This is a genomic window from Streptomyces sp. CG4 (assembly GCF_041080655.1).
In the GTDB taxonomy this organism is placed as follows: domain Bacteria; phylum Actinomycetota; class Actinomycetes; order Streptomycetales; family Streptomycetaceae; genus Streptomyces.
The window spans coordinates 6075255-6098676 of sequence record NZ_CP163525.1; the positions used below are offsets into that span (position 1 = coordinate 6075255).

21 protein-coding genes are annotated in these 23422 nt (G+C 71.7%); 17 read left to right on the forward strand and 4 right to left on the reverse strand.

Annotation, left to right across the window (positions count from 1 at the left end; all coding sequences use genetic code 11):
- The first annotated feature begins 37 nt into the window (after positions 1-37).
- The 13 genes from AB5L52_RS27670 (at position 38) to AB5L52_RS27730 (ending at position 12354) form a co-directional block, all read left to right on the forward strand.
- Positions 38-1186: an ROK family transcriptional regulator gene (locus tag AB5L52_RS27670; protein WP_369368980.1), complete on the forward strand. Its 1149-nt coding sequence runs from the start codon at positions 38-40 to the stop codon at positions 1184-1186.
- A gap of 275 nt (positions 1187-1461) precedes the next feature.
- Positions 1462-2331, forward strand: coding sequence for a hypothetical protein (locus AB5L52_RS27675; protein WP_369366827.1), 870 nt, complete (start codon positions 1462-1464; stop codon positions 2329-2331).
- 48 nt (positions 2332-2379) lie between these two features.
- Positions 2380-3135 carry a GntR family transcriptional regulator gene (locus AB5L52_RS27680; protein WP_351563084.1) on the forward strand — a complete coding sequence of 252 codons (756 nt, stop codon included), beginning with the start codon at positions 2380-2382 and terminating at the stop codon, positions 3133-3135.
- A gap of 191 nt (positions 3136-3326) precedes the next feature.
- Positions 3327-4451, forward strand: a complete 1125-nt coding sequence (locus AB5L52_RS27685) for a TIGR03364 family FAD-dependent oxidoreductase (protein WP_351765535.1) — start codon at positions 3327-3329, stop codon at positions 4449-4451.
- Between the two features lie 62 nt (positions 4452-4513).
- The gene (locus AB5L52_RS27690; RefSeq protein ID WP_369368981.1) at positions 4514-5170 is read left to right on the forward strand and encodes an HAD family hydrolase; all 657 of its coding nucleotides are present in this window, start codon (positions 4514-4516) and stop codon (positions 5168-5170) included.
- 1 nt (position 5171) lies between these two features.
- Entirely contained in the window at positions 5172-6218 is a 1047-nt protein-coding gene (locus AB5L52_RS27695; protein WP_351025634.1) for an ABC transporter ATP-binding protein, read from the forward strand.
- Positions 6211-6993: a 2-aminoethylphosphonate ABC transporter permease subunit gene (locus AB5L52_RS27700; protein ID WP_351563078.1), complete on the forward strand. Its 783-nt coding sequence runs from the start codon at positions 6211-6213 to the stop codon at positions 6991-6993. The genes AB5L52_RS27695 and AB5L52_RS27700 overlap by 8 nt, the downstream gene beginning before the upstream one ends.
- The gene (locus AB5L52_RS27705) at positions 6980-7777 is read left to right on the forward strand and encodes an ABC transporter permease subunit (RefSeq protein ID WP_351765540.1); all 798 of its coding nucleotides are present in this window, start codon (positions 6980-6982) and stop codon (positions 7775-7777) included. The genes AB5L52_RS27700 and AB5L52_RS27705 overlap by 14 nt, the downstream gene beginning before the upstream one ends.
- 78 nt (positions 7778-7855) lie before the next feature.
- Complete coding sequence (locus tag AB5L52_RS27710) at positions 7856-8911, forward strand: 2-aminoethylphosphonate ABC transporter substrate-binding protein (protein WP_369366830.1); 1056 nt, start codon at positions 7856-7858, stop codon at positions 8909-8911.
- A gap of 140 nt (positions 8912-9051) precedes the next feature.
- Positions 9052-9831 (forward strand): HAD-IIA family hydrolase, encoded by a 780-nt coding sequence (locus tag AB5L52_RS27715; protein ID WP_351563072.1) that lies wholly within the window; start codon positions 9052-9054, stop codon positions 9829-9831.
- 106 nt (positions 9832-9937) lie between these two features.
- Positions 9938-10549: a hypothetical protein gene (locus tag AB5L52_RS27720; RefSeq protein ID WP_351025648.1), complete on the forward strand. Its 612-nt coding sequence runs from the start codon at positions 9938-9940 to the stop codon at positions 10547-10549.
- 9 nt (positions 10550-10558) lie between these two features.
- A complete protein-coding gene (locus AB5L52_RS27725; protein WP_369366833.1) occupies positions 10559-11227 on the forward strand; it encodes a class F sortase in 669 nt (222 codons plus the stop codon).
- Between the two features lie 101 nt (positions 11228-11328).
- Entirely contained in the window at positions 11329-12354 is a 1026-nt protein-coding gene (locus AB5L52_RS27730; protein ID WP_351025653.1) for a glycoside hydrolase family 6 protein, read from the forward strand.
- Here AB5L52_RS27730 and AB5L52_RS27735 read toward each other — a convergent pair whose 3' ends face one another.
- The gene (locus tag AB5L52_RS27735) at positions 12355-13359 is read right to left on the reverse strand and encodes an ArsR/SmtB family transcription factor (protein WP_369368982.1); all 1005 of its coding nucleotides are present in this window, start codon (positions 13357-13359) and stop codon (positions 12355-12357) included.
- 68 nt (positions 13360-13427) lie between these two features.
- On the opposite strand from AB5L52_RS27735, the gene AB5L52_RS27740 reads away from it, so the two are divergent.
- Positions 13428-14687: an MFS transporter gene (locus AB5L52_RS27740; RefSeq protein ID WP_369366835.1), complete on the forward strand. Its 1260-nt coding sequence runs from the start codon at positions 13428-13430 to the stop codon at positions 14685-14687.
- On the opposite strand, the gene AB5L52_RS27745 is transcribed toward AB5L52_RS27740, so the two are convergent.
- The 3 genes from AB5L52_RS27745 to AB5L52_RS27755 all read right to left on the reverse strand — a co-directional run bounded on the left by AB5L52_RS27745 (position 14575) and on the right by AB5L52_RS27755 (position 19557).
- The gene (locus tag AB5L52_RS27745; protein ID WP_351025661.1) at positions 14575-16509 is read right to left on the reverse strand and encodes a kelch motif-containing protein; all 1935 of its coding nucleotides are present in this window, start codon (positions 16507-16509) and stop codon (positions 14575-14577) included. The genes AB5L52_RS27740 and AB5L52_RS27745 overlap by 113 nt on opposite strands.
- On the reverse strand, positions 16506-18491 hold the full coding sequence (locus tag AB5L52_RS27750; RefSeq protein ID WP_369366837.1) for a glycosyltransferase family 2 protein: 1986 nt from the start codon (positions 18489-18491) through the stop codon (positions 16506-16508). The genes AB5L52_RS27745 and AB5L52_RS27750 overlap by 4 nt, the downstream gene beginning before the upstream one ends.
- Before the next feature lie 316 nt (positions 18492-18807).
- Positions 18808-19557, reverse strand: coding sequence for a FadR/GntR family transcriptional regulator (locus AB5L52_RS27755; protein ID WP_351025667.1), 750 nt, complete (start codon positions 19555-19557; stop codon positions 18808-18810).
- 369 nt (positions 19558-19926) lie between these two features.
- On the opposite strand from AB5L52_RS27755, the gene AB5L52_RS27760 reads away from it, so the two are divergent.
- From AB5L52_RS27760 to AB5L52_RS27770, 3 genes are all read left to right on the forward strand, one after another.
- Positions 19927-21447, forward strand: coding sequence for a peptidoglycan-binding protein (locus AB5L52_RS27760; protein WP_369366839.1), 1521 nt, complete (start codon positions 19927-19929; stop codon positions 21445-21447).
- A gap of 56 nt (positions 21448-21503) precedes the next feature.
- Entirely contained in the window at positions 21504-22637 is a 1134-nt protein-coding gene (locus AB5L52_RS27765) for an SPFH domain-containing protein (RefSeq protein WP_369366841.1), read from the forward strand.
- 128 nt (positions 22638-22765) lie between these two features.
- Positions 22766-23380 (forward strand): lytic polysaccharide monooxygenase, encoded by a 615-nt coding sequence (locus AB5L52_RS27770; RefSeq protein ID WP_369366842.1) that lies wholly within the window; start codon positions 22766-22768, stop codon positions 23378-23380.
- Positions 23381-23422 lie beyond the last annotated feature (42 nt).

The following is a 23422-nucleotide window of genomic DNA, read 5'->3' on the forward strand; positions in this document are numbered from 1 at the left end:
CGTGAACAGGACGAGGACGGCGACGGGGGCGCGGACGGTGCAGGGACAGGCGGGCGGTGGGCCCGGCGGGCCGGCGGGGGCCAATCTCGGTGTCGTGCGCAGCCACAACGCCGCGCTGGTGCTGGGGCTGCTGCGGGACGCCGGGGCGGACGGCATCAGCCGGCTGGAACTGGCCGAGCGGACCGGGCTGACCCCGCAGGCCGTCAGCAAGATCACCGCACGGCTGCGGGAGGAGGGGTACGCGGCGGAGGCCGGGCGGCGCGCGTCGACCGGGGGCAAGCCGCGGACCGTACTGCGGCTGGTCCCGGAGGCGGGGCATGCGGTGGGGGTGCATCTGGACCGGGACGAGCTGCGGGCGGTGCTGGTCGATCTGGACGGGACCGTGGTGGGGGAGCGGCGGGCGGAGCTGGATCTCGGGGCCGGGGCGGAGGCGGTCCTCGGGGTGGTCGCCGGGGCCGTGGAGGGGCTGGTGGCGGACGGCCTCGGCCTCGGGGACGAGGGGCTCGCCGGGGTCGGGACGCTGCTCGGGGTGGGCGTGGCGCTTCCGGGACCGCTCGATCACGCTCGCGGGGTGTTGCACCGGGTGACCGGGTTTCCCGAATGGGACGGGTTTCCGCTGCGGGACGCGCTCGGGGAGCGGCTGGGGGTGCCGGTCGTGGTGGACAAGGACACCAACGCGGCGGCGCTCGGGCTGGCCGTCGGGGGTGAGGCGGCATCCGGGTCCTTCGCGTATCTGCATCTCGGTACGGGGCTCGGTGCCGGTCTGGTGATCGGCGGGCGCGTGCATCGGGGGGCCCGGACCGGGGCGGGGGAGTTCGGGCACCAGGTGATCCAGCTGGACGGGCCGCCCTGCGAGTGCGGGAACCGGGGGTGCGTGGAGGCGCTGTGCCTGGCCGCGGTGGGGCGCGGGGAGCCCCGGGAGGCGGCGCGGGTGCTGGGGGTGGGAGCGGCGAATCTGGTGGGGCTGCTGGACATCGATGTGGTGCTGCTCGGGGGGCGGACGGTCGCGCGGACGCCGGAGGTGTTCGTGCGGGGGGTCGGTGACGTGCTCGGTGCCCGGGCCCGGCGCGAGGGCGTGCTCGGCGGCGAGGTGCCGGTCCGGGTGGCGGGCGGCGGGGAGCGGGTCGTGGCGGAGGGGGCGGCACAGTTGTTGCTGGGGGCGGTGTTCGGACGGGGCGATACGTGACGCTGCGCTGTGCTGCAGCGGGGGCAGTTGCTCGGTGCTGTGGCTGGGCGCAGCTACGGTGGCAGCGGAGGCGGTGCCGTGAAGCCGACGGGGCTGCAGTTCCCTGAGGGGCGCGGGGAACTGCGCGACCAGCCCGCCACGGACCCGCACCCGGTGACGGCCTGCATGACACCAGCTGACCACCCCCGCCCTCCGGGAGCTCCGCTGATCGAGCGGAGTTCCCCGGGGTTCCGGAGTGGCACCTCCGCGCACCCCCGGAGACCCGGCATGGTCATATGTTCATGCGACTGTGCACATCTCTGCCCGCCTGCCTTGCCGCAACTGCGACCGCAACGGCAACCGCAGCCGCCGTCGCCGTAGTCGTACTCGCTCCCGCGTCGCCGGCCGCCGCCCGCGCCGATTCGCCCCCCGCCTGCGTCGGCGCCGACGCGCACGCCTTCCCGCTCGCGACCCGGATCCGCGGGGGACCCGGCTGGTACGAGCCGGGCGGCGCATACGGCACCTGGTATGTCGACCTCACCAACACCACCCGCCGGACCTGCACCGCCGTCCACCTGGTGATCGTGCTCGTCGACGACAAGCGCGCGCTGCGCCCGGACCAGCCCCGGCTGGACTTCTACGACGGCTCCACGGCCCGGCCGGTGAAGTTCGAGAGCACCGACGAGCAGGAGTTGATCGGCGTGCTGGACGCCCCCGGGTTCGAGGGGTTCGCCGTACCGCCCGGCGGGACCGTCAGCGTCAAGGTCAGACTCGCGCTGCCCGACGACGCCGTGACGGAGCGGGTCACCGTCAACGCGGCCGTCGTCCAGCGCCGGGGCGACGACGGGGACTGGGTCGGCGAGTCCAACCCCTATCGGTTCGGGATCGGCGAGGACGGGACGGGCCCGACGCCGGATCCGGAGAGCACACGGAACGGCGCGAGCGTGCCCCCCAGCGCATCCAGCAGCCCGCAGGCCACCCCCGCCCCCACCTCCCTTTCCACCCCCGACTCCCCGGCGTTCGTCGAGGCGGGGCCGGAGGAGGGGCGGCGGGCCGGTGAGCTGGCCCGGACCGGGCCCGGCCTCGCCTCCGGGCTGCTTGCGGCCACGGCTGTGCTGTTCGGTGTCGGCGCGGGCGTGGCGTTGCTGGCCCGCAGGCGCCGTTGAGCCAGGGGGCGTACGACCGGCACCCGCCCCGTCTGCGACGATCCCTGCGTGGACTACCCGAACGACCAGGCCCCCGGCGCCCCCGTCCGCTCCGGCATTCCCGAGCACGGGCGTATCCCCAAGTACTACGCGGTGAAGGCACGGATCGCCGCGCTGCTGGACGAACTGGGGGAGGACAGCGTCATCCCCACCGAGCGGGACCTCGCCGAGCGGTACGACGTCGCCCGCGAGACCGTGCGGCAGGCCGTACGGGAGCTGGTGCTGGAGGGGCGGCTGAGGCGAAAGGGGCGCGGAACCGTCGTCGCCGGGCCCAAGCTGGCCCAGCCGCTGTCCCTCGCCAGCTACACCGAGGGCGTGCGGCGGCAGGGGCGTACGCCCGGTCGTACGCTCGTCACCCTCGACCGCTTCCCCTGCCCTGAGGCCCTCGCCGCCGAGACCGGACTCACCCGCGGCGAACCCGTCTGGCACCTGGAGCGGGTGCTGCTCGCCGACGACGAGCGGGTCGGGCTGGAGAGCACCTACGTCTCCGTCGGGCGCGTGCCGGGTCTGCAGCGCGATTTCGACCCGGACTCCTCCTTCTACGCCTATCTGAAGGCCCAGGGCATCGACTTCGGCGACGCCGACGAACGCATCGAGACCGTGCTGGCCACGCCCCGCGAGGCCCTGCTCATCGGCACCCCGCCCGCCCTGCCGATGCTGCTGATCCACCGGGTGTCCCGGGACACGGAGGGGCGGCCGCTGGAGCGCGTGCGCACCCTCTACCGCGGCGACCGGTTCTCCTTCACCGCCCACCTCGAAGGCTGACCGCCACCCCTCACCGTCACTCCTCACCGCCACCCATCCGCACCCATCCGCGCGGCTGAAAGGCAACCTCCCGTACGTCATCATGAGTATCACGAAAAGATAACGGGTCTAGCCCAAACGTGATGGGTCGTTCACGCTCTCGTTGTCAGCCGGACCCTTCCGGTTACCCGATCCCGAGGAGCGTTGACGTCGTGAAAGTGACAGTCGTCGGAGCAGGCGTGGTGGGCACCATGCACGCCTGGCATGCAGTGGAACGCGGCCACCAGGTCGTCCAGATCGAGCGCGAGGCCGAGGCGCGCGGCGCCTCGCTGCGCAACTTCGGGCAGATCTGGGTCAGCGGCCGCGCCGGTGGAGAAGAGCTGGAGACCGCGCTGCGGGCGCGGGAGCTGTGGGAGGGCATCGGCGCGCGGGTGCCGGCGCTGGGCTTCCGGGCGAACGGGTCCCTGACCCCCGTCCGCGGCGCCCTGGAACTGGCCGTCGCCGAGGCCGCCGTGGCCCGCCCGGACGCCGCCGCCCGCGGCTACAAGCTCCTCACCCCGGGCGAGGCCCGCACCCTCAACCCGGCTCTGCGCGGCGACTTCACCGCCGCCCTGTACTGCGAGCGGGACGCGGCCGTCGAGCCGCGTACCGCCCAACTCGCCCTGCACGCCGAACTGTTGAAGTCCCCGAACTACACCTTCCTGGCGGGGCGGGAGGTGCGCGAGGTGACCGGCGCCGCAAGCGTGCGTGACGATCACGGGGACGTGCACGAGGCCGACGCCGTCGTCCTGTGCACCGGCGCCTGGCTCGGCGGGCTCGTCCGCGAGCTGGCCGGGCCCGACCTGCCCGTGCGCCGCGTGCGCCTGCAGATGATGCAGACCGACCCGCTGGGCGAGCCGCTCACCACCTCGGTCGCGGACGCCGACAGCTTCCGCTACTACCCGGCCTACGCCTCCCCGGCCCTGGACGCGCTCAACGCCGGCCAAGCTCAGGCGCGGACCGCCGCCGAGCACAAGATGCAGCTGCTCATGGTGCAGCGCGCCGACGGCGGACTGACCATCGGCGACACCCACGAGTACGAGCACCCCTTCGCCTTCGACACCGTCGAGGAGCCGTACGAGCACCTCACCGGGGTCGTCGAGTCGCTCCTCGGCCGGCCGCTGCCGCGCATCCGCCGCCGCTGGGCCGGTGTGTACGCGCAGTGCACCGACACGAGCCGGGTCGTCCACCGGCAGCAGGTGAGCGACGGTGTGTGGCTGGTCACCGGGCCCGGCGGGCGCGGCATGACCTGCTCCCCCGCGATAGCCGAGACCACCGCGAACGAACTGGGCTGGTGAGCACGTTGACCTCCTCGACCTCCTCGACCACCTTGACCGACATCCGTCTCGTCGTCCTCGACATGGCCGGCACGACCGTCGCCGACGGCGGACTGGTCGAGCGCGCCTTCGCGGCGGCCGCCGCCGAACTGGGCGTCGCACCCGGCTCGGCCGAGCACGCCGAACACCTCGCCTACGTCCGCGCCACCATGGGCGAGTCCAAGATCTCCGTCTTCCGGCACCTGTTCGGCGCCGAGGACCGCGCCCAGCGCGCCAACACCGCCTTCGAGAAGGCGTACGGCGACCTCGTCGACGCCGGTCTCATCGCCCCGGTCCCGGGCGCCCGCGAGGCCGTCGAGGAACTCGCCGCCGGTGGCCGTACCGTCGTCCTGACCACCGGCTTCGCCCGCGTCACCCAGGACGCCATCCTCGACGCCCTCGGCTGGCAGGACCTCGTCCCGCTCACCCTGTGCCCGGCCGACGCCGGCGGGCGCGGACGGCCGTACCCGGACATGGTCCTGGAGGCATTCGTCCGCACCAAGGCCGCCGAGGACGTACGCCAGGTCGCCGTCGTCGGGGACACCTCGTACGACGTGCTCAGCGGCGTACGGGCCGGGGCCGGGCTGGTCGCCGGGGTGCGCACCGGGGCGCACGGCGACGAGGCGTTCCGCGCCGCCGGTGCCACGCACGTCCTCGACTCCGTCGCCGGCCTGCCCGCCCTGCTTACGGGAGCGCGCTGAGATGGGCATCCGCTTCGACTCCGTCACCGTCGCCTACGACCGCAACATCGTGCTCGACTCGCTCGACCTGACCGTCGAGCCGGGCGAGGTCATGGCGCTGCTCGGGCCGTCCGGATCCGGCAAGACCACCGCGCTGCGGGCGGTCGCCGGGTTCGTCCGGCCCGCGTCCGGGCGGGTGCTTCTCGGCGGCCGGGACGTGACGGACCTGCCGCCGTACCGGCGGGGCATCGGCATGGTCGTGCAGAGTTACGCGCTCTTCCCGCACCTGCGGGTCGACGAGAACGTGGCCTTCGGACTCCGGGCCCGTAAAACGGCCAAGAGCGAGATACGGCAGCGGGTCGCCGAGGCGCTGGAGATGACCGGCATGGCCGGCTACGCCCGCCGCCACCCGCGCGAGCTGTCCGGCGGACAGCAGCAGCGCGTCGCCATCGCCCGCGCCCTCGCCATCCGGCCGGACGTCCTGCTCCTCGACGAGCCGCTGTCCGCGCTCGACGCCCGGCTGCGCTCCGGGATGCTCGCCGAACTCGCCCGGCTGCACCGGGAGTTGCCCGACGTCTCGATGCTGTACGTCACCCACGACCAGGTCGAGGCGCTGACGCTGGCCGACCGGATCGCGGTGATGGACGCGGCGCGGCTTCAGCAGTGCGGTACGCCTCGCGAGCTGTACCGGGCGCCGAAGAGCGAGTTCACGGCTTCCTTCGTGGGCGGCGCGAATCTGCTGCCGGTGACCGTGGGTTCCGGGGGCGTCGGCTTCGCGGGGACCGAGCTGAAGGTCGACACGGGGGAGGTGGTCGCGGGGGCGCGGGCCACGTTGTGTGTACGGCCGCATGTCATCGGGCTGGGGCAGGGTCCCAACCGACTCGACGGTGTCGTACGGGAGATCCAGTGGCGGGGGGCCACACATCGGCTGTACGTCGAGGTCGACGGGCATTCCGTCATGGCGGACGTGCGCGAGCTGAAGGAGCCACCGGCGCTCGGGGACCCGGTGAGCCTGCACTTCGCCGCCGAGGACGCGGTACTGCTGCCCGCGGGGGTCGGCCATGAGTAGGCGACTGCTGTGGGCCCTTCCTCCCGTGGCCCTCCTCGCCCTCTTCTTCCTCTATCCCCTCGCCCTCGTCGTCCAGCAGTCCTTCCAGCCCGACGGCGGAGGCACCTCCCTGCAGCCGTACGCGGACGTCTTCGCCTCCGAAGGCTTCCGGAACGCGCTGTGGACCACGGTCTGGCTGGCGCCGGCCGCCACCGCCGGATGCCTGGTCCTGGGCTTCCTGTTGTCGCTGGTCATCGCGTTCGTGCCGTTCCCCGGGGCGAAGGCGGTGGCGCGGTTCATCGACGTCTACCTGTCCTTCCCGTCCTTCCTGATCACGCTGGCGCTGCTGTTCATCTACGGCACCACGGGCATCATCGGCTCCTTCCAGTTCCTCACCACGCCCTGGGGGGTGCTGCTGGCGGAGGTCACCTACTTCACGCCGTTCGTGATGCGGCCGCTGCTCGCCGCGTTCTCGCAGCTGGACACCGCACAGCTGGAGGCGGCCAGTTCGCTCGGGGCGCGGGCGCCGCGGATCGTGCGGCAGGTGATCCTTCCCGAGGCGCTGCCCGCGCTCGCCGCCGGCGGAAGTCTCGTCCTGGTCCTCTGCCTCAACGAGTTCGGGATCGTGCTCTTCACCGGCGCGAAAGGGGTCACGACCCTGCCGATGCTCGTCTACAGCAAGGCGATCCTGGAGTCCGACTATCCGGGCGCGTGCGTGGTCGCCGTCGTCAACGTCCTGATCTCCGTGGGCCTGTACGGCCTCTACCGGGTGGTGAGCCGTCGTGCTGGTGCATAGCCGCAGGACCAAGTGGGCCGTATGGGCGCTGTTCCTGCTGCTCTTCGTGCCGCTGTTCGCCCTTCCCCTCCTCGTCGTGCTCGGCGCCTCCTTCGCCACGCACTGGTCCGGCGTCCTGCCCTCGGGCCCGACCATGGCCGACTACCGCGCCGCCACCCGCGGCGAGGCCCTGCGGGCGCTCACCACCAGCCTGCTCACCGCCACCGCGGCCAGCCTGCTCGCGCTGGCCGTCGGCACCTGGGCCGCGCTGGCCGGGGCGGCGCTGAAGAAGCGGTACCGCAGGGTCATGGACGCGCTGTTCGTGCTGCCGGTGGCCGTACCGTCGGTCGTGGTCGGACTGTCGGTCCTGGTGGCGTTCTCCAAGCCGCCGATGCTGCTCAACGGCACCCGGTGGATCGTGATCCTCGCGCACACGGTGCTGGTCACCGCCTTCGCCCACCAGTCCGTGTCGGCGGCGATCACCCGCCTCGACCCGGCCTACGAACAGGCCGCCGCCTCCCTCGGCGCCCGGCCGTCCCACGTGCTGTGGCGGGTACGGCTGCCGTTGCTGCTGCCCTCGCTCACCGCCGCCGCCGGCCTCTGCTTCGCCCTGTCCATGGGCGAGCTGAGCGCCACGATGATGCTCTATCCGCCCGACTGGACCCCGCTGCCCGTCCTGATCTACGCGGCCACCGACCGCGGCGCCCTGTTCACCGGCTCCGCCGTCGCCGTGGTGCTGATGGCCGCGACCCTGCTCGTCCTGTTCGCCGTCTCCCGGGTCCGCACCCGGGCGTCGTACCGCTGACCCACCCCCCGCAATAGCCCCCCCGCACCCCCCACAACCCCTGTAATCCCCTTGAGAACGCCAGGAGTTGGCCTCGCCATGCCCAGAACCCGCATCACGCTCGCCGTAGTCCTCGCTCTCCTCGCCACCCCCGCGCTGTCCGCCTGCGGCGGCTCCTCCTCCGCCTCCGACGCCAAGGAAGTCACCGTCTACAGCGCCGACGGCCTCAAGGGCGAGAACGGCGACGGCTGGTACGACAAGGTCTTCGCGGACTTCACCCGGCAGACCGGTATCAAGGTCAAATACGTCGAGGGCGGCTCCGGCGAGATCGTGCAGCGCGCCGTCCGCGAGAAGAGCAACCCGCAGGCCGATGTGCTGGTCACCCTCCCGCCCTTCATCCAGCAGGCCGACGAAAAGGGCCTGCTGGAGAAGTACGAGCCGAAGGACTCCGACCAGGTCAGCGGCGCCGACAAGGCCCCGGACGGCACCTGGACCTCCGTCGTCAACAACTACTTCGGCTTCGTCTACAACAAGAAGGAGCTGGCGCAGGCCCCCAAGACCTGGGACGAACTGCTCGACGCCAAGTACAAGAACAAGCTGCAGTACTCCACCCCGGGCGTCGCCGGTGACGGCACCGCCGTCCTGATCAAGGCCATGCACGACTTCGGCGGCAAGGACCAGGCCCTCGCCTACCTGAAGAAGCTGCAGGCCAACAACGTCGGCCCGTCCGCCTCCACGGGCAAGCTCGCGCCCAAGGTCGACAAGGGCGAACTGCTCGTCGCCAACGGCGATGTGCAGATGAACTACGCCCAGTCCAAGACCATGCCGGGCCTCGGTATCTGGTTCCCGGCCGACAAGAACGGCAAGCGCACCACCTTCGCCCTGCCGTACGCGGCCGGCCTCGCCGCCAAGGCCCCGCACAGCGAGAACGGCAGGAAGCTGCTCGACTTCATGCTCGCGCAGAAGCAGCAGCAGGAGGTCAGCGGGATCGGCGGCGGCTTCGCGGCCCGCCAGGACGTCAAGGCCACCGACGCCAACGCCATCGCCCTCACCAAGCTCATGGACGGCGTCGACTTCTTCGAGCCCGACTGGAACGACATCAACAAGAACCTCACGTCGTACGTCGAGGACTGGAAGTCGGCCACCGGCAGCTGACCTGGACAACCGGCAGCAGACCGGGGTCAGGATCAGGCCAGTGATGGCTAGGCTGGGGGCGTCGGTACGCCGTGGTTCCGGCGCCCCCCGCTTTCTCGCCCCCGCTTTCTTGACCGTACGCATGCCAGGAGACGCGCAACATGGCAGACCGCAAGCCCATCGAGTCATGGCTCACCGACATGGACGGCGTCCTGATCCACGAGGGGGTGCCGATCCCCGGAGCCGACGCCTTCGTGAAGAAGCTGCGTGAGTCCGGGCGGCCCTTCCTGGTCCTCACCAACAACTCCATCTACACCGCCCGCGACCTGCACGCCCGGCTGAACCGCATGGGCCTGGAGGTGCCGGTGGAGAACATCTGGACCTCGGCGCTCGCCACCGCCCAGTTCCTGAACGACCAGCGGCCCGGCGGCAGCGCCTACGTCATCGGCGAGGCCGGTCTGACCACGGCACTGCACGACATCGGCTACATCCTCACCGACCACGACCCCGACTTCGTGATCCTCGGCGAGACCCGCACCTACTCCTTCGAGGCCCTCACCAAGGCCGTACGGCTGATCAACGGCGGCGCCCGGTTCATCGCCACCAACCCGGACAACGTCGGCCCGTCCACCGAGGGCGATCTGCCCGCCACCGGCTCGGTCGCCGCCCTGATCACCGCCGCCACCCGCAAGAAGCCGTACTTCGTCGGCAAGCCCAACCCGCTGATGATGCGGGCCGGGCTCAACGCGATCGGCGCGCACTCGGAGCACTCGGCGATGATCGGCGACCGCATGGACACCGACGTCCTCGCCGGTCTGGAGGCCGGAATGCGCACCTTCCTGGTGCTCAGCGGCGTCACCCAGCCCGACGACGTCGACCGCTACCCCTTCCGCCCCTCCCAGGTCGTCGACTCCATCGCCGATCTGGTCGACCTGGTCTGACCTGGGGTTTTCATTCCCTGATCCACCCATTCGGAGCAATCGGGCGCCCTCCGAGGATGCGGGGGCGCCCGGGCCGGGGGAGCCTCCTGGTATCTGGAGGTTCACGATGGGCTCAGCACGCCTCACTCTCTGTACCGGAATCCTGGCCGCCGCCGTCCTCGCCCCGGCGGCGCACGCGGCCCACGCGGCCGACGCCGGCCCGGTGTCCGTGACCCCCGCCTCCCCCGCACCCGGCGCCGACGTGGCCCTGCGGGTCCGCGGCTGCTCCGGACGGCAGGGCACCGCCGTCTCACCCGCCTTCGTCTCCGACGCCCGGCTGACCGGCGGCCAGGGCAGCCTGTCCGGCGAGACCCGGGTCCGCTCCTCCCTCAAGCCCGGCGCCTACGACGTCCGGGTCACCTGCGCCGACTACGTGATCAGCGGGAGGATCACGGTGGGCGACCGCGGGACCGGCACCGTGCAGGGGGCGGGGACCGGCCGGGGGACAGGGAGTGACCGGGGGGACGGGCAGAGCGAGAAGCCCGGCCGTGAGCCCGTCGACGGCGCCTCGCCCTTCGCCCCCGTCCGCGCGGGCGGCGGCGGCACCGCGCACTTCGCCACCGTGGCCACCACCGAGTCCGGGCCCGACACCGTCCAGGCGGTGACCGGGCTCGGCCTTGCCGGAACCGCGGCGGTCGCCGTCGGGCTCCGCGCCCGCCGCGGCCGCGACCCGCGCTGAGGGCGGACCATGCCCGACGAGCACGCGCGCACCACCGGCACCGCGCGGCTGATCACCGGCCTCGCCTGGGCGCTGCTGCTGCTCGGGCTGTGGCTGTGGGGGCGCGCACTGACCGACGTACCGCGGGGCGCGGACAGCACCACCCCCGGCGGCGTGTTCGCCCTCGGCCCCGTCGATCCCGCCCTGCTGCCCCGCGCCGCCCGGCCGCTCGGGGACGCCCTGCCCCAGCGCGTCGACATCCCCCGGCTCGGCGTGCAGGCACCGGTGGTGAGCCGCGGCCTGGACGCCCAGGGCGCCGTGGACCCGCCGCCCTTCGACCAGCCGGGCGTGGTCGGCTGGTACGGCGCCGGCACCAGACCCGGCGCCGAGGGAGCGGCACTCCTGGTGGGGCACGTCGACACCGAGACCCGGCCCGCCGTCTTCTACAAGCTCAGCACCCTCAAGCCCGGCAACACGGTTCGCGTGGTCCGCTCGGACGGCCAGGTCGCCGCGTTCACCGTCGACGACGTCCGCGTCCTGCCCCGCGCCGGCTTCGACGCCCGCCAGGCCTACGGCCCGCACCGGCCCGGCCGCGCCGAACTCCGCCTCATCACCTGCGGCGGCACCTTCGACCGTGCCAGCCGCAGCTACACGGCCAACGTGGTGGTGTCCGCCTACCTCACCGGAACCACCCGCTGACCCTCGTACGCCCCACCACGCGACCTCGTGACGGACCGGCCGGATATGCCACGATTGGCACCGGGACCAGTTCGCCCAGGGGGGACCAGGGGGGATTTCGCATGGACGACAGCAGGAGGGCCCGTGCCTGCGCGCGAGCGTCGGCGGCGGCGGTGCTGGGGGCGGCACTGCTGCTCGCCGGATGCTCCTCCGGCGGCGGGGACAAGAACGGGGACTCCGGCGGCCGCATCACCCAACAGCCCAAGGCCGCCGACCCGTTCTGGGTGAACCCGGACGGCACCGCGGCCCGCCAGCTCGCCGCCTACACCAAGTCCGGCGACACGACGCGGGCGGAGCAGATCAGGAAGATCGCCGAGCAGCCGGTGGGCGAGTGGATCGGCCCGGAGAACCCGGAGCAGGAGGCCCGCGGCTTCACCGAGGCCGCCGCGAAGTCCGACCGCACGGCTCTGCTCGTCCTCTACGACATCCCGCACCGCGACTGCGGCCAGTACTCCCAGGGCGGCGCCGCCGACGGCAACGCCTACCGCGCCTGGATCGACGGCGTGGCCCGGGGCATCGAGGACCGCTCCGCCATCGTGATCCTCGAACCCGACGCCGTACTCCACCTCGTGGACGGCTGCACGCCCGCCCAGTTCCACGAGGAGCGCTACGACCTCCTCAAGGGCGCGATCGCCAAGCTCAAGTCCCTGAAGAACACCAAGGTCTACCTGGACGCGGGCAACGCCGGCTGGGGCCACCCCGACCAGATCTTCCAGCCCCTCCAGCAGGCCGGCATCGACCGGGCCGACGGCTTCTCCGTCAACGTCTCCAACTTCTACTCCACCCAGGACTCCCTCGCCTACGGCAGGCAGCTCGCCTCGAAGGTGGGCGGCAAACACTTCGTCATCGACACCAGCCGCAACGGCAACGGCCCCTACACCTCCGGCGACCCGGGCCAGCGCTGGTGCAACCCGCCCGGCCGCGCCCTGGGCGAGACCCCGACGACGAAGACCGCGGATCCGCTGGTGGACGCCTACCTGTGGGTCAAGCGCCCGGGCGAGTCCGACGGCACCTGCAAGGGAGGGCCGAAGGCGGGGGACTGGTGGGCGACGTACGCCCTCGCGCTCGCCAAGAACAGCCGGCCCTGACTAGCCCATCTCCGGTTCCGGCTCCCGGTCACCGGTACCGGCTCCCGACGCCTCCACGAGCACCTCCCCGGCCGCCGTCCGCATGTACAGCACCGAGCGCCCGGCCCGCCGCCGCTCCACCAGCCCGGCGTCCAGCAGCACCCGCAGATGCCGGCCCACCGACCCCAGCCCCTGTCCGGTCACGGCGACCAGCTGGGTCGTGCTGAGGGGAGTCCCCAGCAGCACCAGCACTCCGGCCCGCGCGGTCCCGACGAGCGCGCCGAGCCCGGCCGGGACGGGCCGCCGGTCGTGGTCCTCGGCGAGTACCCCGAGACACGGGTAGACGACGGCGTACCGCTCCCGCCCCTCCCACGACACCCAACTGGTCCTCGGCGTCACCGGCATGAACAGCAGCTCGGCCCCGGCGGCGATCTCCCTGGGCGGATAGGCGTGCTGATTGACCTGGAACCGGCTCTCCCCGATCCAGCGCATCCAGGGCGTCAGCGAGTCCAGCACGGCTGCCCAGCCGCCCTGGCTCACCCGCGCGGTCCGCGCGACCATGTCGGCCTCCAGGACGCGCCGCCGACGCTCCCAGTACGGCCGTACGGTCTCCTCCCAGACGTACGTCAGGAGCGCGGTCGCCCGCTCGGGCAGGTCGTCCCGCTCCAGGCCGGCGGGGAGCGGGCCCCGCAGGGAGACACGGAGGTCGGCGCGCGCCCGACCGGCACCGGCCGCCCGCACCCGGGCCACGGTCTCCTCGAAGCCCTCCCCGACGCACGAGGTGGGGCAGAAGAAGTCGGCGATCCAGGACGTGCCGAGTCCCGCCCGCACGAGCAGCGCGGTCACCGGGTCGGCCGCGAGGCGCGCCCGGTAGCCGGGCAGGTGCGCGCCCAGCCAGGCCGCCTCGCCCGGATGGGCGCCGGTCCCCACGTGCAGCAGCTTCAGGCTCGCGAAGGTCTCGGCGAACGGCGAGAGCACGAACCGGCTGCGGACGAGGGTGTCGGTGCCGATCTGCCACAAGCCCATGCGTACGACCTTTCGCATGCCGGCGAAACAATAAACACGGGCCCGGGGCCGGTCCGAGACTTCGACCCATGCGCAGCTACCGAACCCTGTTCCGCATCCCGGAGTTCACCCCGTTCCTGCTCTCCTTCGCCGCCCACGCCGCGGCCCAGACGATCGGCGGCCTGGCCCTCGGCACGCTGGTCTTCCGGGCCACCGGCTCCCCGTTCCTGTCGGCGGTGAGCATGTACGGCCCGCAGCTCGCGCAGTTGCTGGGAGCCGCGTTCCTGCTCTCGGGCGCCGACCGCCTGCCCCCGCGCGCGATCCTGTCCGGCATGAGCCTCGCCTTCGCGACGGCCACGGCGGTGCTGGCGCTGCCCGCACTGCCGGTCCGGGCGCTCTTCGCCGTCGTACTCCTGCAGGGCCTGGCCGCCTCGCTGGGCGGGGGAGTGCGCGGGGGACTGCTGAACGAGATCCTGCCCAAGGACGGGTATGTCCTGGGCCGTTCGGTCCACAACATGCTCTGGGGCCTGACGCAGGTGGCCGGGTTCGCGACGGGCGGCGCGCTGCTGACGCTGCTGACCCCGAGAACCTGCCTGCTCCTGGCGGCGGCGCTGTACGTGGCATCGGCCCTCGTCACCCGCCTCGGCCTCACGGCCCGCCCGCCGCGCTCCGCCGGCCGCCCGTCCGTCTCGGCGACCTGGCGCACCAACGCCGTCCTGTGGTCCTCGCGCCCGCGCCGTCTCACCTACCTGGGCCTGTGGATCCCCAACGGCCTGGTGGTCGGCGGCGAATCGCTCTACGTCTCCTACAGCCCCTCGGCCGCCGGCACGCTGTACGCGTGCGGGGCGCTGGGCATGTTCGCCGGCGACATGGCGGTGGGCCGCCTGGTACCGCCCGCGCTGCGCCCCCGGCTCGCGACCCCGCTGCGGCTGCTGCTGGCGGTGCCCTACCTGCTCTTCGTCCTGCGGCCGGGAGCGGCGACGGCGGCCGTGGCCGTCACCGCCGCCTCCGTCGGCTTCGCCGCGAGCCTGGTCCTGCAGGAACGCCTGATGACCCTCACCCCCGACGACCTCGCGGGCCAGGCCCTCGGCCTGCACTTCGTCGGCATGTCCACCCTGCAGGGCGTCAGCGCGGCGCTCGCGGGCGCGGTGGCCCAACTGACCTCCCCGGCCGCGGCGATGACGCTGATGGCGGCCGGGTCGGTCACCGTGACCCTGACCCTCGCGGCGCGGGGCGCTACGGCACCTTCACCCACTGCGCCGTGCTCGGGGTCCCCTGATCGTCGTCCACGAACAGCATGTACCACCCCGACTGCACCAGATTCCGGTCCCTCGGCACCGTCACCGTGATCTTGTCCCCGGCGGTCTTGAAGTCCAGCGCGATGGACCGCTGATCCACATCGGTCACATGCGTGGACGCGCTCGGCCGGATCAACCGCACCTTCTTGATGCCGGCCGCGTGATCCGACGTGAACGTCCCCGACGCACCCCGCGCAATCGTCTGCGGGCCTCCGCCCAGCGTCGGCCGGGAATCCCGGTACAGATAGGGCGGCGTGTAGATCTCGATCCGCTGCTCGAACTTCCCCGGCTTCGTGTTCGCCTTGTCCCCGTACAGCGAGTCGGACCCGAAGAACATCACCCGCCCGTCCGGCAGCAGAATCGACCCGGAGTGGTAGTTCCGCCCCACCAGCGGATCGGCGACCTGGGTGAAGCTGTTGCTGTCCGGGTGGTACAGCCGCGCCTGCAGGATGTTGGAGTCGCCACGCCCCCGGTAGTCCTGCGATCCGCCGCTCACCAGAACGGTGTCGTCGGGCAGGATCGAGGTCTGCGGATAGCGGGTCCCCTTCTCCAGTTCCGGCCCGTCCGCGAACCTGGGATGCGGGTCCTTCAGGTCGATGATCCGTGTCTTCCTGCTCGACAGCTTGGACTCACCGACGCCACCGCCCCCGACCACCATGAATGTCTCGTTCTGCGCCGGAGGCAACAGCACGGTCCCGGACGTCTCCATCATGTTCGGATCACTGAGTCCGGGCAGCTTGGTGAACGTGTTGGTGTCGACGTCCCACACACCGGGGTCGCGGCCCACGTTGTCCGGTCCGTATCCCGCGTTGGACCCCGAGTAGAAGATCTTCCCGTTCTGCATCAGGAACAGCGCCGGATACGTCGGGAACTGCCGGATCGCCCGGGTGTACGTCCATGTCCTGGTCTTCGGGTCGAACATCTCGTTCTTGCCCGGCACCAGCTGGCCGATGTCGTCCAGACCGGAGACGCTGAGGATCTTCCCGTCCGACAGCGTCGTCAGCGTCGGGTACCAGCGGGCCTCGTTCATCGGGTCGACCTTGATGTACCGTTCGGCGACCGGATCGAACTCGTAGGAGTCCTTGATCCCTTCGAAGTCCTTCTTGTCCAGGGCGAGCTTCTGCGCGATGCCATAGGTGTTGCGCGCGTCGGCGCCGGTCAGGCCCTGGATCCGGTAGTTGTCCTGGGTGCCGGTCTCGTACTGGGTGCCCTCCTGCGGCGCCTCGACGTAGACACGGCCGTAACCGGGGTTGTTCCGCAGCCACTTGCCGGTCCTGTCGAACACCTTCCGGGCGCGCGGAAGGAGCACGGAGTCCTGTGAGGCGAACGTCCTGCCGTTGGACTTGCCGGTGAACCTGGTGCCCGCGGGCAGGGTGATCGGCTTGTCCGGGTTCTCGTTGTAGAGAATCATGACGCCGCCGGCCTTCTTGACGTCCCCCTTGAGCTTCTCGTACCGCTTGGTGCCGCCCGCGATCAGCAGATTGCCGTTGGCCAGCTGCGTATGGCCGGTGCAGAACAGGTCGTTGGGCGTGGGTATCTTCTTGATCGTGCCCTTGACCGGGTCCCAGATCCGGGTGTCGAACTTCTTCTCGTTGAAGTTGTCCTGGTTGTTCCCCGAGCCCGCGACCAGCAGGATCTTTCCGGTGTGCAGGAGCGCCGCGTGGATGGTGTCCTGGCGGTACTCCGGCGGGAACTCGACGATGTCCCAGTGCCCGTTCTCGGCCTTGTACTCGGGTCTGTTGATCTTGTACTGGTGGTACTGCGCGGTCCCGAAGCGGTACAGCCACGGCCCGTTCATCCCGGCCAGCGCGAGTACCACCACCGTACCGATCGCGAGCCTGCGGGCACGACGGCGGCCGGCCTGGTCCTTCATTCTTTACGTCCCCCAAGCCCGCCAAGGGCGATCTGCATGGTCTGTTCGGTCTCCGCGCTCCGGCCCGCGCTCCGCTCCCCGGGCCCCGCGGCCGCCCAGGTGGGCCGCTGCTGCGGGAGGTGCGGCGCGGGGGCCGGGTACGGAACCGCGGCCTGCGGCCCGGCAATGGCCGCCGCGGGCCTCGGTTTCCGCTTCTCCTGCCGCAGCGTGTACCGCCAGGCGAAGATCGGTGACGCGGTGATCAGCAGGGCGAAGGACGCCCAGGTGATCATCGCGGGGTGGGAGTGCCCGAGCGTGAAGCCGGCGGCGAGCGAGCCGGCGAAGACCAGGATGAAGAACCAGTGGATCCGGAACGTCCCGAACAATGTGTCGGGGCTCGCCGATTCGCCCTTGGGCGTCACCACGAACTTGCTCTTGCGGCGCAGTACGGCGTCCATGAGCGAGCGCGCGTAGACCGGCGCGGACAGCGCGGACATCACCATGCCCGCGACACCGCCGGAGCCCTCCGGCTCGTGCGGGGAGACGTTGTGCCGCCGGTTCCAGACGTACAGGCCGATCTGGAGCGCGGAGGCGTTGCCGTACAGCATCAGCCACACGGTCGGGTCGATGTTCACGCCCGAGGCGCCGAGCCCCAGGAACAGGGCACAACTCAGCGCCGCGAGGATCCAGTTGAGGGCGGACATCGGGTAGAAGATGATCATCATCGTGTAGTTGAAGAGCTTGCCCGGCCCCAGCGTGAACAGGCCCTTCCAGTACTGCTTGAGGATCGTCTCGTACGTGCCCCGGGACCAGCGCAGCTGCTGGGTGAAGAAGTCGGTCCAGGCGTTCGGGCCCTCGCCGACGGCGAGCACGTCCGGGGTGTAGACGGACTTCCACTTCCGCCCCGTCGCCGGGTTCTTGGCGCGGTGCATCTCGAAGCCCGTCGCCATGTCCTCGGTGATGGAGTCGTACAGGCCGCCGATCTGTTGGAGTGCGCTGATCCGTACGGCGTTGGAGGTGCCGACGAACATCGGGGCGCCGTAGCGGTTGCCGGCGCGCTGGATCAGGGCGTGGAAGAGGAACTGCTGGGACTCGGCGGCCTTGGTGACGAACGTGTCGTAGTTGCCGTACACCTGCGGGCCGATGACGAAGCCGACGTCCGGGTCGCGGAAGTAACCGAGCATCCGCTCCAGGTAGTTGGGCAGCGGCACGTGGTCGGTGTCGACGGAGGCGAAGAAGTCGTAGCCGTCGCCGTGCGCCTCCAGCCAGGCGTTGTAGTTGCCGTGCTTGGTCCTGGCGCGGTGCGGGCCCTTGGCCCGGTTCCACCGGGCGACGCCCTTGCGCGTGAAGTGGTGCACGCCGAGTCGCGCGCAGACCTCCTTGACCGCCGGGTCGTCGCCCTCGTCCAGCAGCCATACGTGCAACAGGCCCCGGTGGCGCAGCTTCACCGCCGCCTCCAGGGTCTTCGTCACCATCTCCAGCGGCTCCTTGCCGGGCACGAAGGAGGTGAGGAAGGCGACGCGGGTGCCGGTCTCGGGCACGACCGGGACCGGGTCGCGGGCGACCAGCGTGGCATGCGCGTTGGACAGTACGTTCATGCAGCGGAAGAACTCGATCAGACCGATCGAGACGAGCATGACGGTGTCGAGGGCCGGCAGGAAGTCGTAGGCGGGATAGTCGCGTTGCGTCCAGTGCTCGGGCTGGAGCAGCCAGAACAGCAGGACCAGGGAGAGCACCGGGGCCGCGCCCAGCATGAGCGCGGCGCGGACGCGATGCGGCTCCTGCGAGAGCAGCGAGCGGTACTGCACCTTGTAGGGCCCCGTCGGGTCGGGCTGGGTGAGGGGGCCCGCGAGCCGGCTGTAGTGCTCGTAGTCGTATCTCGGCAGGCTCTTCCTTATTCGGCGGAACTGGCCCGTCCGGTGGCCGATCACCCGGAGCTGTGTGGTCTGTGACGGGTCGTCGTGAACGTGGCCCGGTCCGGCGCCCGGCGGCGTCGACGTCATGAGTCATTCCCCCCACACGCAGGTCACCGCGTGTTTCGTCGGTCCTGTGCCGCGTGCGGCAAGCCCCCCTTGAGCCCGCGCGCACGGGTCGGTGGCAGTACGCAGTCCCCACGTCTTCCCCACCTCATGGACACGGGACGGCGACCTTCCGGTTGCATGATGCCCCCCTCGGCACCGGTTCATGGGCGGGGCCCCCTCCCCGCCGGTCGGCAACCGGTTGTTTCCCCCCAACTCCCGCCGAACGGCGGCAGCTTGGACGTCCAGGTTTCTACGGTGATCCGCATGATCGCAAGACGCGAAACGCGGTGTTTACCGGTCAAACCCGTTCATTGTGGCGCGTGTGGGGCTCGGGAGACCGGGGTGCGCCGGTGGTCCCGGAAGGCCGGGGCGCGCCGGTGGTGGAGAGGCGGGCACGGATGTTGCCGAAGTGGTCTCGTATGGCCTTCTCCGCCCGCATCGAGTCGCCGGACCGGACCGCGTCCAGGATCTCCCGGTGCTGGCGGCAGGTGACCCCGGGGTCCTGCGGCACGTCCACCAGATCCCGCTGCACCCGGTGGAACGCGTCCCAGAACGCCTCCAGCACCTCGCTCAGCAAGACGTTGTCCAGCCCCCGGTAGAGGGTGGCGTGAAAGGCCCGGTCGGTCTCGGCGAGGCCCGCCCCTTCGGCGGCCTCCCGTTCCATGCGGTTCACGAGGGCGTCCAGTGCGACGAGGTCCGCCTCGGGCAGCCGCCCGGCCAGCCTTGAGACCAGCCCGGTCTCCACGGCCTCGCGCAGCTCCAGCAGCTGCAGCAGCGAGTCCTCGCCCCGGTAGTGGCCGGTCACGGTGCGGAACGCCAGCCCCTCGATCATCGGCGCGAACGACATCGGGCCGACGTACGTCCCGAACCCGTGCCGGATCTCCACGATCCCCATCGCCTGCAGCGCCTTCAGGGCCTCGCGCACCGAGTTCCGGCTGGCGCCGAGGTGGTCCATCAGCTCCGGCTCGGTCGGCAGCGGGGCCCCCGAGGGCAGCCGCCGGTCCACGATCAGCTTCTTGATCCGCTCCTGAAGGTCCCGGGCTGCCATGGCCAGAGGGTAACCGGCCAATCGGGGGGAACTCTCGGTGCCGACCTTTCGGGGCGTGCCTCGGTGGACCACCTCCGGCAAAAACAGAGATGGCGAGCCATATCCGCATTCTCTGCGGACGTGGCTCGCCATCGTCATCGTGCGCCGCCAGGGACTCGAACCCCGGACCCGCTGATTAAGAGTCGGACCGTCAACCAGTGGCTAGGTCGAGATAACTCTACCTGTTGGTGCCTCCGAAACCTCCGGGACCAACGACGGCCGCCGCCACACATCATTCGGACCGTCAAAGTGGCGGTCGAGTGGACAGTTGGGAAACTGACCAACGTGCACACTAGCGGACAAATCCCATCCACATGTGAGACAGATCGCATGACGACTCCGGTGTTCGAGGAATGCGACCCCGCGAGCGACTGCGACTGCCCCGGCTGCGTGCAGGAGCGACGGTCCGGTCCCCGCCCGATGTCCGCCCGCCCGGTCGGCCCCCCGGCCGCCGCCTGCGGAATCGTGGCCGTGGCCGCCGCCTCCGCCGTGCTCGGCACGGTCGCCCCGGCCGCCGCGCTCACCCCCGGCCGGCCCGCCGAGCAGCGCCCGCACGCCTCCGGCGACGACGACCCGCAGACCCCCCAGGGGCCCAAGGCCCCGCTGCACCGCCCGGCGGGCAAGCCGGCCAGGCCCAGCGCCACCCCGATCCCCGCGAGCACCCGGACCCAGATCATCAACCGGGCCAAGACCTGGGTGACCGCACAGGTGCCGTACAGCATGAGCGACTTCTGGTCCGACGGATACCGGCAGGACTGCTCGGGCTATGTCTCCATGGCCTGGGGCCTGCCCGGCAACGAATGGACGGGCACCCTCGTCCAGTTCGCCGTGAAGATCACCAAGGGCGAGCTGAAACCCGGGGACATCCTGCTCTACCACAACCCGGACAACCCCCAGGGAGGCTCCCACGTGGTGATCTTCGGCGGCTGGACGGACCACACGCACGCCAAGTACACGGTCTACGAGCAGTCGCCCCCGCACACCCGCAGGCAGCCGACGCCGTACCCCTACTGGAGCCACGCCGACAAGTACGTCCCCTACCGCTACAAGGGCGTGACCCCCGACACGGCGGGCACGCAGGCGGCCGGCGCCGAGCCGAAGGACGGCTACCCGGGCGCCCGCTCCTTCGGTCCGGGCGCCGTGAACGAGTACGTCGCCCGGCTCGGTCGGCTGCTGGTGGCCCGGGGCGGTGGCGCGTACTACACCCAGGGGCCCGGACCGGCCTGGAGCGAGGCGGACCGGCAGGCCACCCGGGCCTTCCAGCTCGCCCAGGGCTGGAGCGGCGCCGACGCCGACGGGCTGCCCGGCCCGCGCACCTGGGAGCTGCTGATCACCGGAAAGGGCAAGGACATCGCAGGCAAGGGCAAGGACATCGTGGGGAAGGGGAAGGACATCGGGGCCAAGGGCAGGGACGTCGCGGGTCGGGGCAAGGGCGTCGAGCGGAAGGGCAAGGAGATCGCGGGCCAGGGCAAGGACGTCGGGGGCAAGCGCAAAGACGTCGCGGGCAAGCGCAAGGACCTCGCGCCGGGGGCGGCCGGAGCGGTGCGGGCCGTCGCGCAGACCGGCTCGCACGGGGTGGCCGGCTATCCCGGCCGGAACTACTTCCGTCCGGGCGCGGAGAACGCGTACATCGCACAGCTGGGCCGCCAGCTGGTGAAGAAAGGATTCGGCAGGTTCTATGCCACCGCTCCCGGGCCGCGCTGGGGCGACGCGGACCGGCGTGCGGTGGAGGCCTTCCAGCGCGCCCAGGGCTGGCGCGGCGGTGCGGCGGACGGCTATCCGGGGCCGGAGACCTGGCGCCGGCTGTTCGCGGCCGCGGCCGCGGACCCGGACGGGGCGACCGGCGCCTGACCGCTCCACCCCACCCCCTGTTCAGCACGCATCTGGCGCGGAGGCTGGAAGCAGACATGAGTACGACCACGTCACACACACCGCCCGAGTCCGAGGGACGGCCGGAGGACGCCCCGGAGCCGGGCGGGCGACCGGGCCGGCCGATCCAGAACGAGGCGACCACCGAGATCCCGGTCCATCTGCTCTTCCGTGACCGGCTCGGCCCGGTGACGGTGTCGCTCAAGCCCGCCGTGGTGGCCCGCCGGCAGGACACCGGCGAGCAGCCGCTCCCGAGGCGCCGGGCGCCGGTGCGCCGCCGGCCGCTGCCGGAGGTCGACCCGGAGCTGGCCGAGCGCCCGGCGCGGGTGCTGCCGGGGGCGGCCGGGGTGCTCGCCGGGGCGTGCGGGATCACCGGGTGCCTGGCGACCTCGTGGTGGGCGGGGCTGCTGCCGTCCGGCGCGGTGGAGGCGCTACGGCTGCCCGCGTCCGTGGGCGCGGGGTTCGGCCCGGCGCAGTGGGCGGCGTACGCCGGGGCCGGGGCGCTCGGGTGGTGCGGGTTCGGCGGGCTGGCCCGGGGGCGGACCGGTGGGGCGTGGGTGCTCGGCCTGTTCGGCCGGTACCGGGGGACGGTCCGGCGGACCGGGCTGCTCTGGGTGAACCCGCTGATGCGGCGCCGCCGGGTCGATGTGCGGCTGCGGCACTGGCGCAGCGAGGCGATGGCGGCGGCGGATCCCGACGGGATGGCGCTGCGGGTGGTCGTGCTGGTGGTGTGGCGGGTGCGGGACACCGCGCGGGCGCTGCTCGGCGTCGAGGACCACGAGGCGTATCTGACCGAGTGCGTGGAGGCGGCGCTGGCCCGGGTGCCGGTGGAGCCGGCGGGCGGGACGCGGGGCGGCGCGACGGCGGCCGGGGGCGCGCTGACCCGGCTGGTGGCCGAGGAGACCGCACCGGTCGGCCTGGAGGTGTTCTCGGTGCGGCCGGTCCGGGTGGAGTACGCCCCGGAGGTCGCCGCGGTGATGCACCGGCGCCGGATCGCCGCACTGGACGCCCGGCAGCGGGCCAGCATGCTCGGCTCGGTGGTCGACTCGGTGGAGGACACGGTGACCCGGCTGACCGTGCGCGGACTGGTCGAACTCGACGACTACGAACGCAAGGCGCTGGTACGGGACCTGACGGTGGCCTTCTGCTCGGGGCGCGGGGAGCCGTCGTAGCGCGGCTCGTGAGGCGCATGGACACGTCTTTTGTATGGACACAGTCAATTAACGGCAATAATCTGAGACTTGGTCTAGACCTACCTGCACAGCTCACCGAACTCCCCACGTTCTCCAGGAGCGGCAGTATGCGCACCAAGACCAGATTTCCGGCGTTGTCCGCGGCGTTGCTCGGGGTGGTGACCGCCGGAGCGTTCGTGCTCTCCACCGGCGGCGCCAGCGGACACGGCTACACCGACCTCCCCATCAGCAGGCAGAAGCTCTGCGCCAACGGCACGGTGACGGACTGCGGTGACATCCAGTACGAGCCGCAGAGCGTCGAGGGCCCCAAGGGCTTCCCGGCCGCCGGGCCCGCCGACGGCCAGATCTGCAACGGCGGACTGAGCCGGTTCGCCCAGCTCAGCTCGCCGGTCCCGCCCTCCGGCGAGGCCTGGCCCACGACCAGGGTGACGGGCGGCCAGACGTACACCTTCCGCTGGCAGTTCACCGCCATGCACGCCACGACGGACTTCAGGTACTTCGTCACCAAGCAGGGCTGGAACCAGGACCACGCCCTGTCCCGCTCGGACCTCGACCTCACCCCGTTCCTGACGGTCCCGTACAACGGCCGGCGTCCGCCGGCCACCCTCAGCCACAGCGGCACCCTGCCGTCCGGGCTGAGCGGACACCATGTGATCGTCGCGGTGTGGACGATCGCCGACACGGGCAACGCGTTCTACGCCTGCTCGGACGTCACCTTCTGAGGTCCGTTCCGCCACAGCACGGAAACTGAGGTTCCCTTGAGG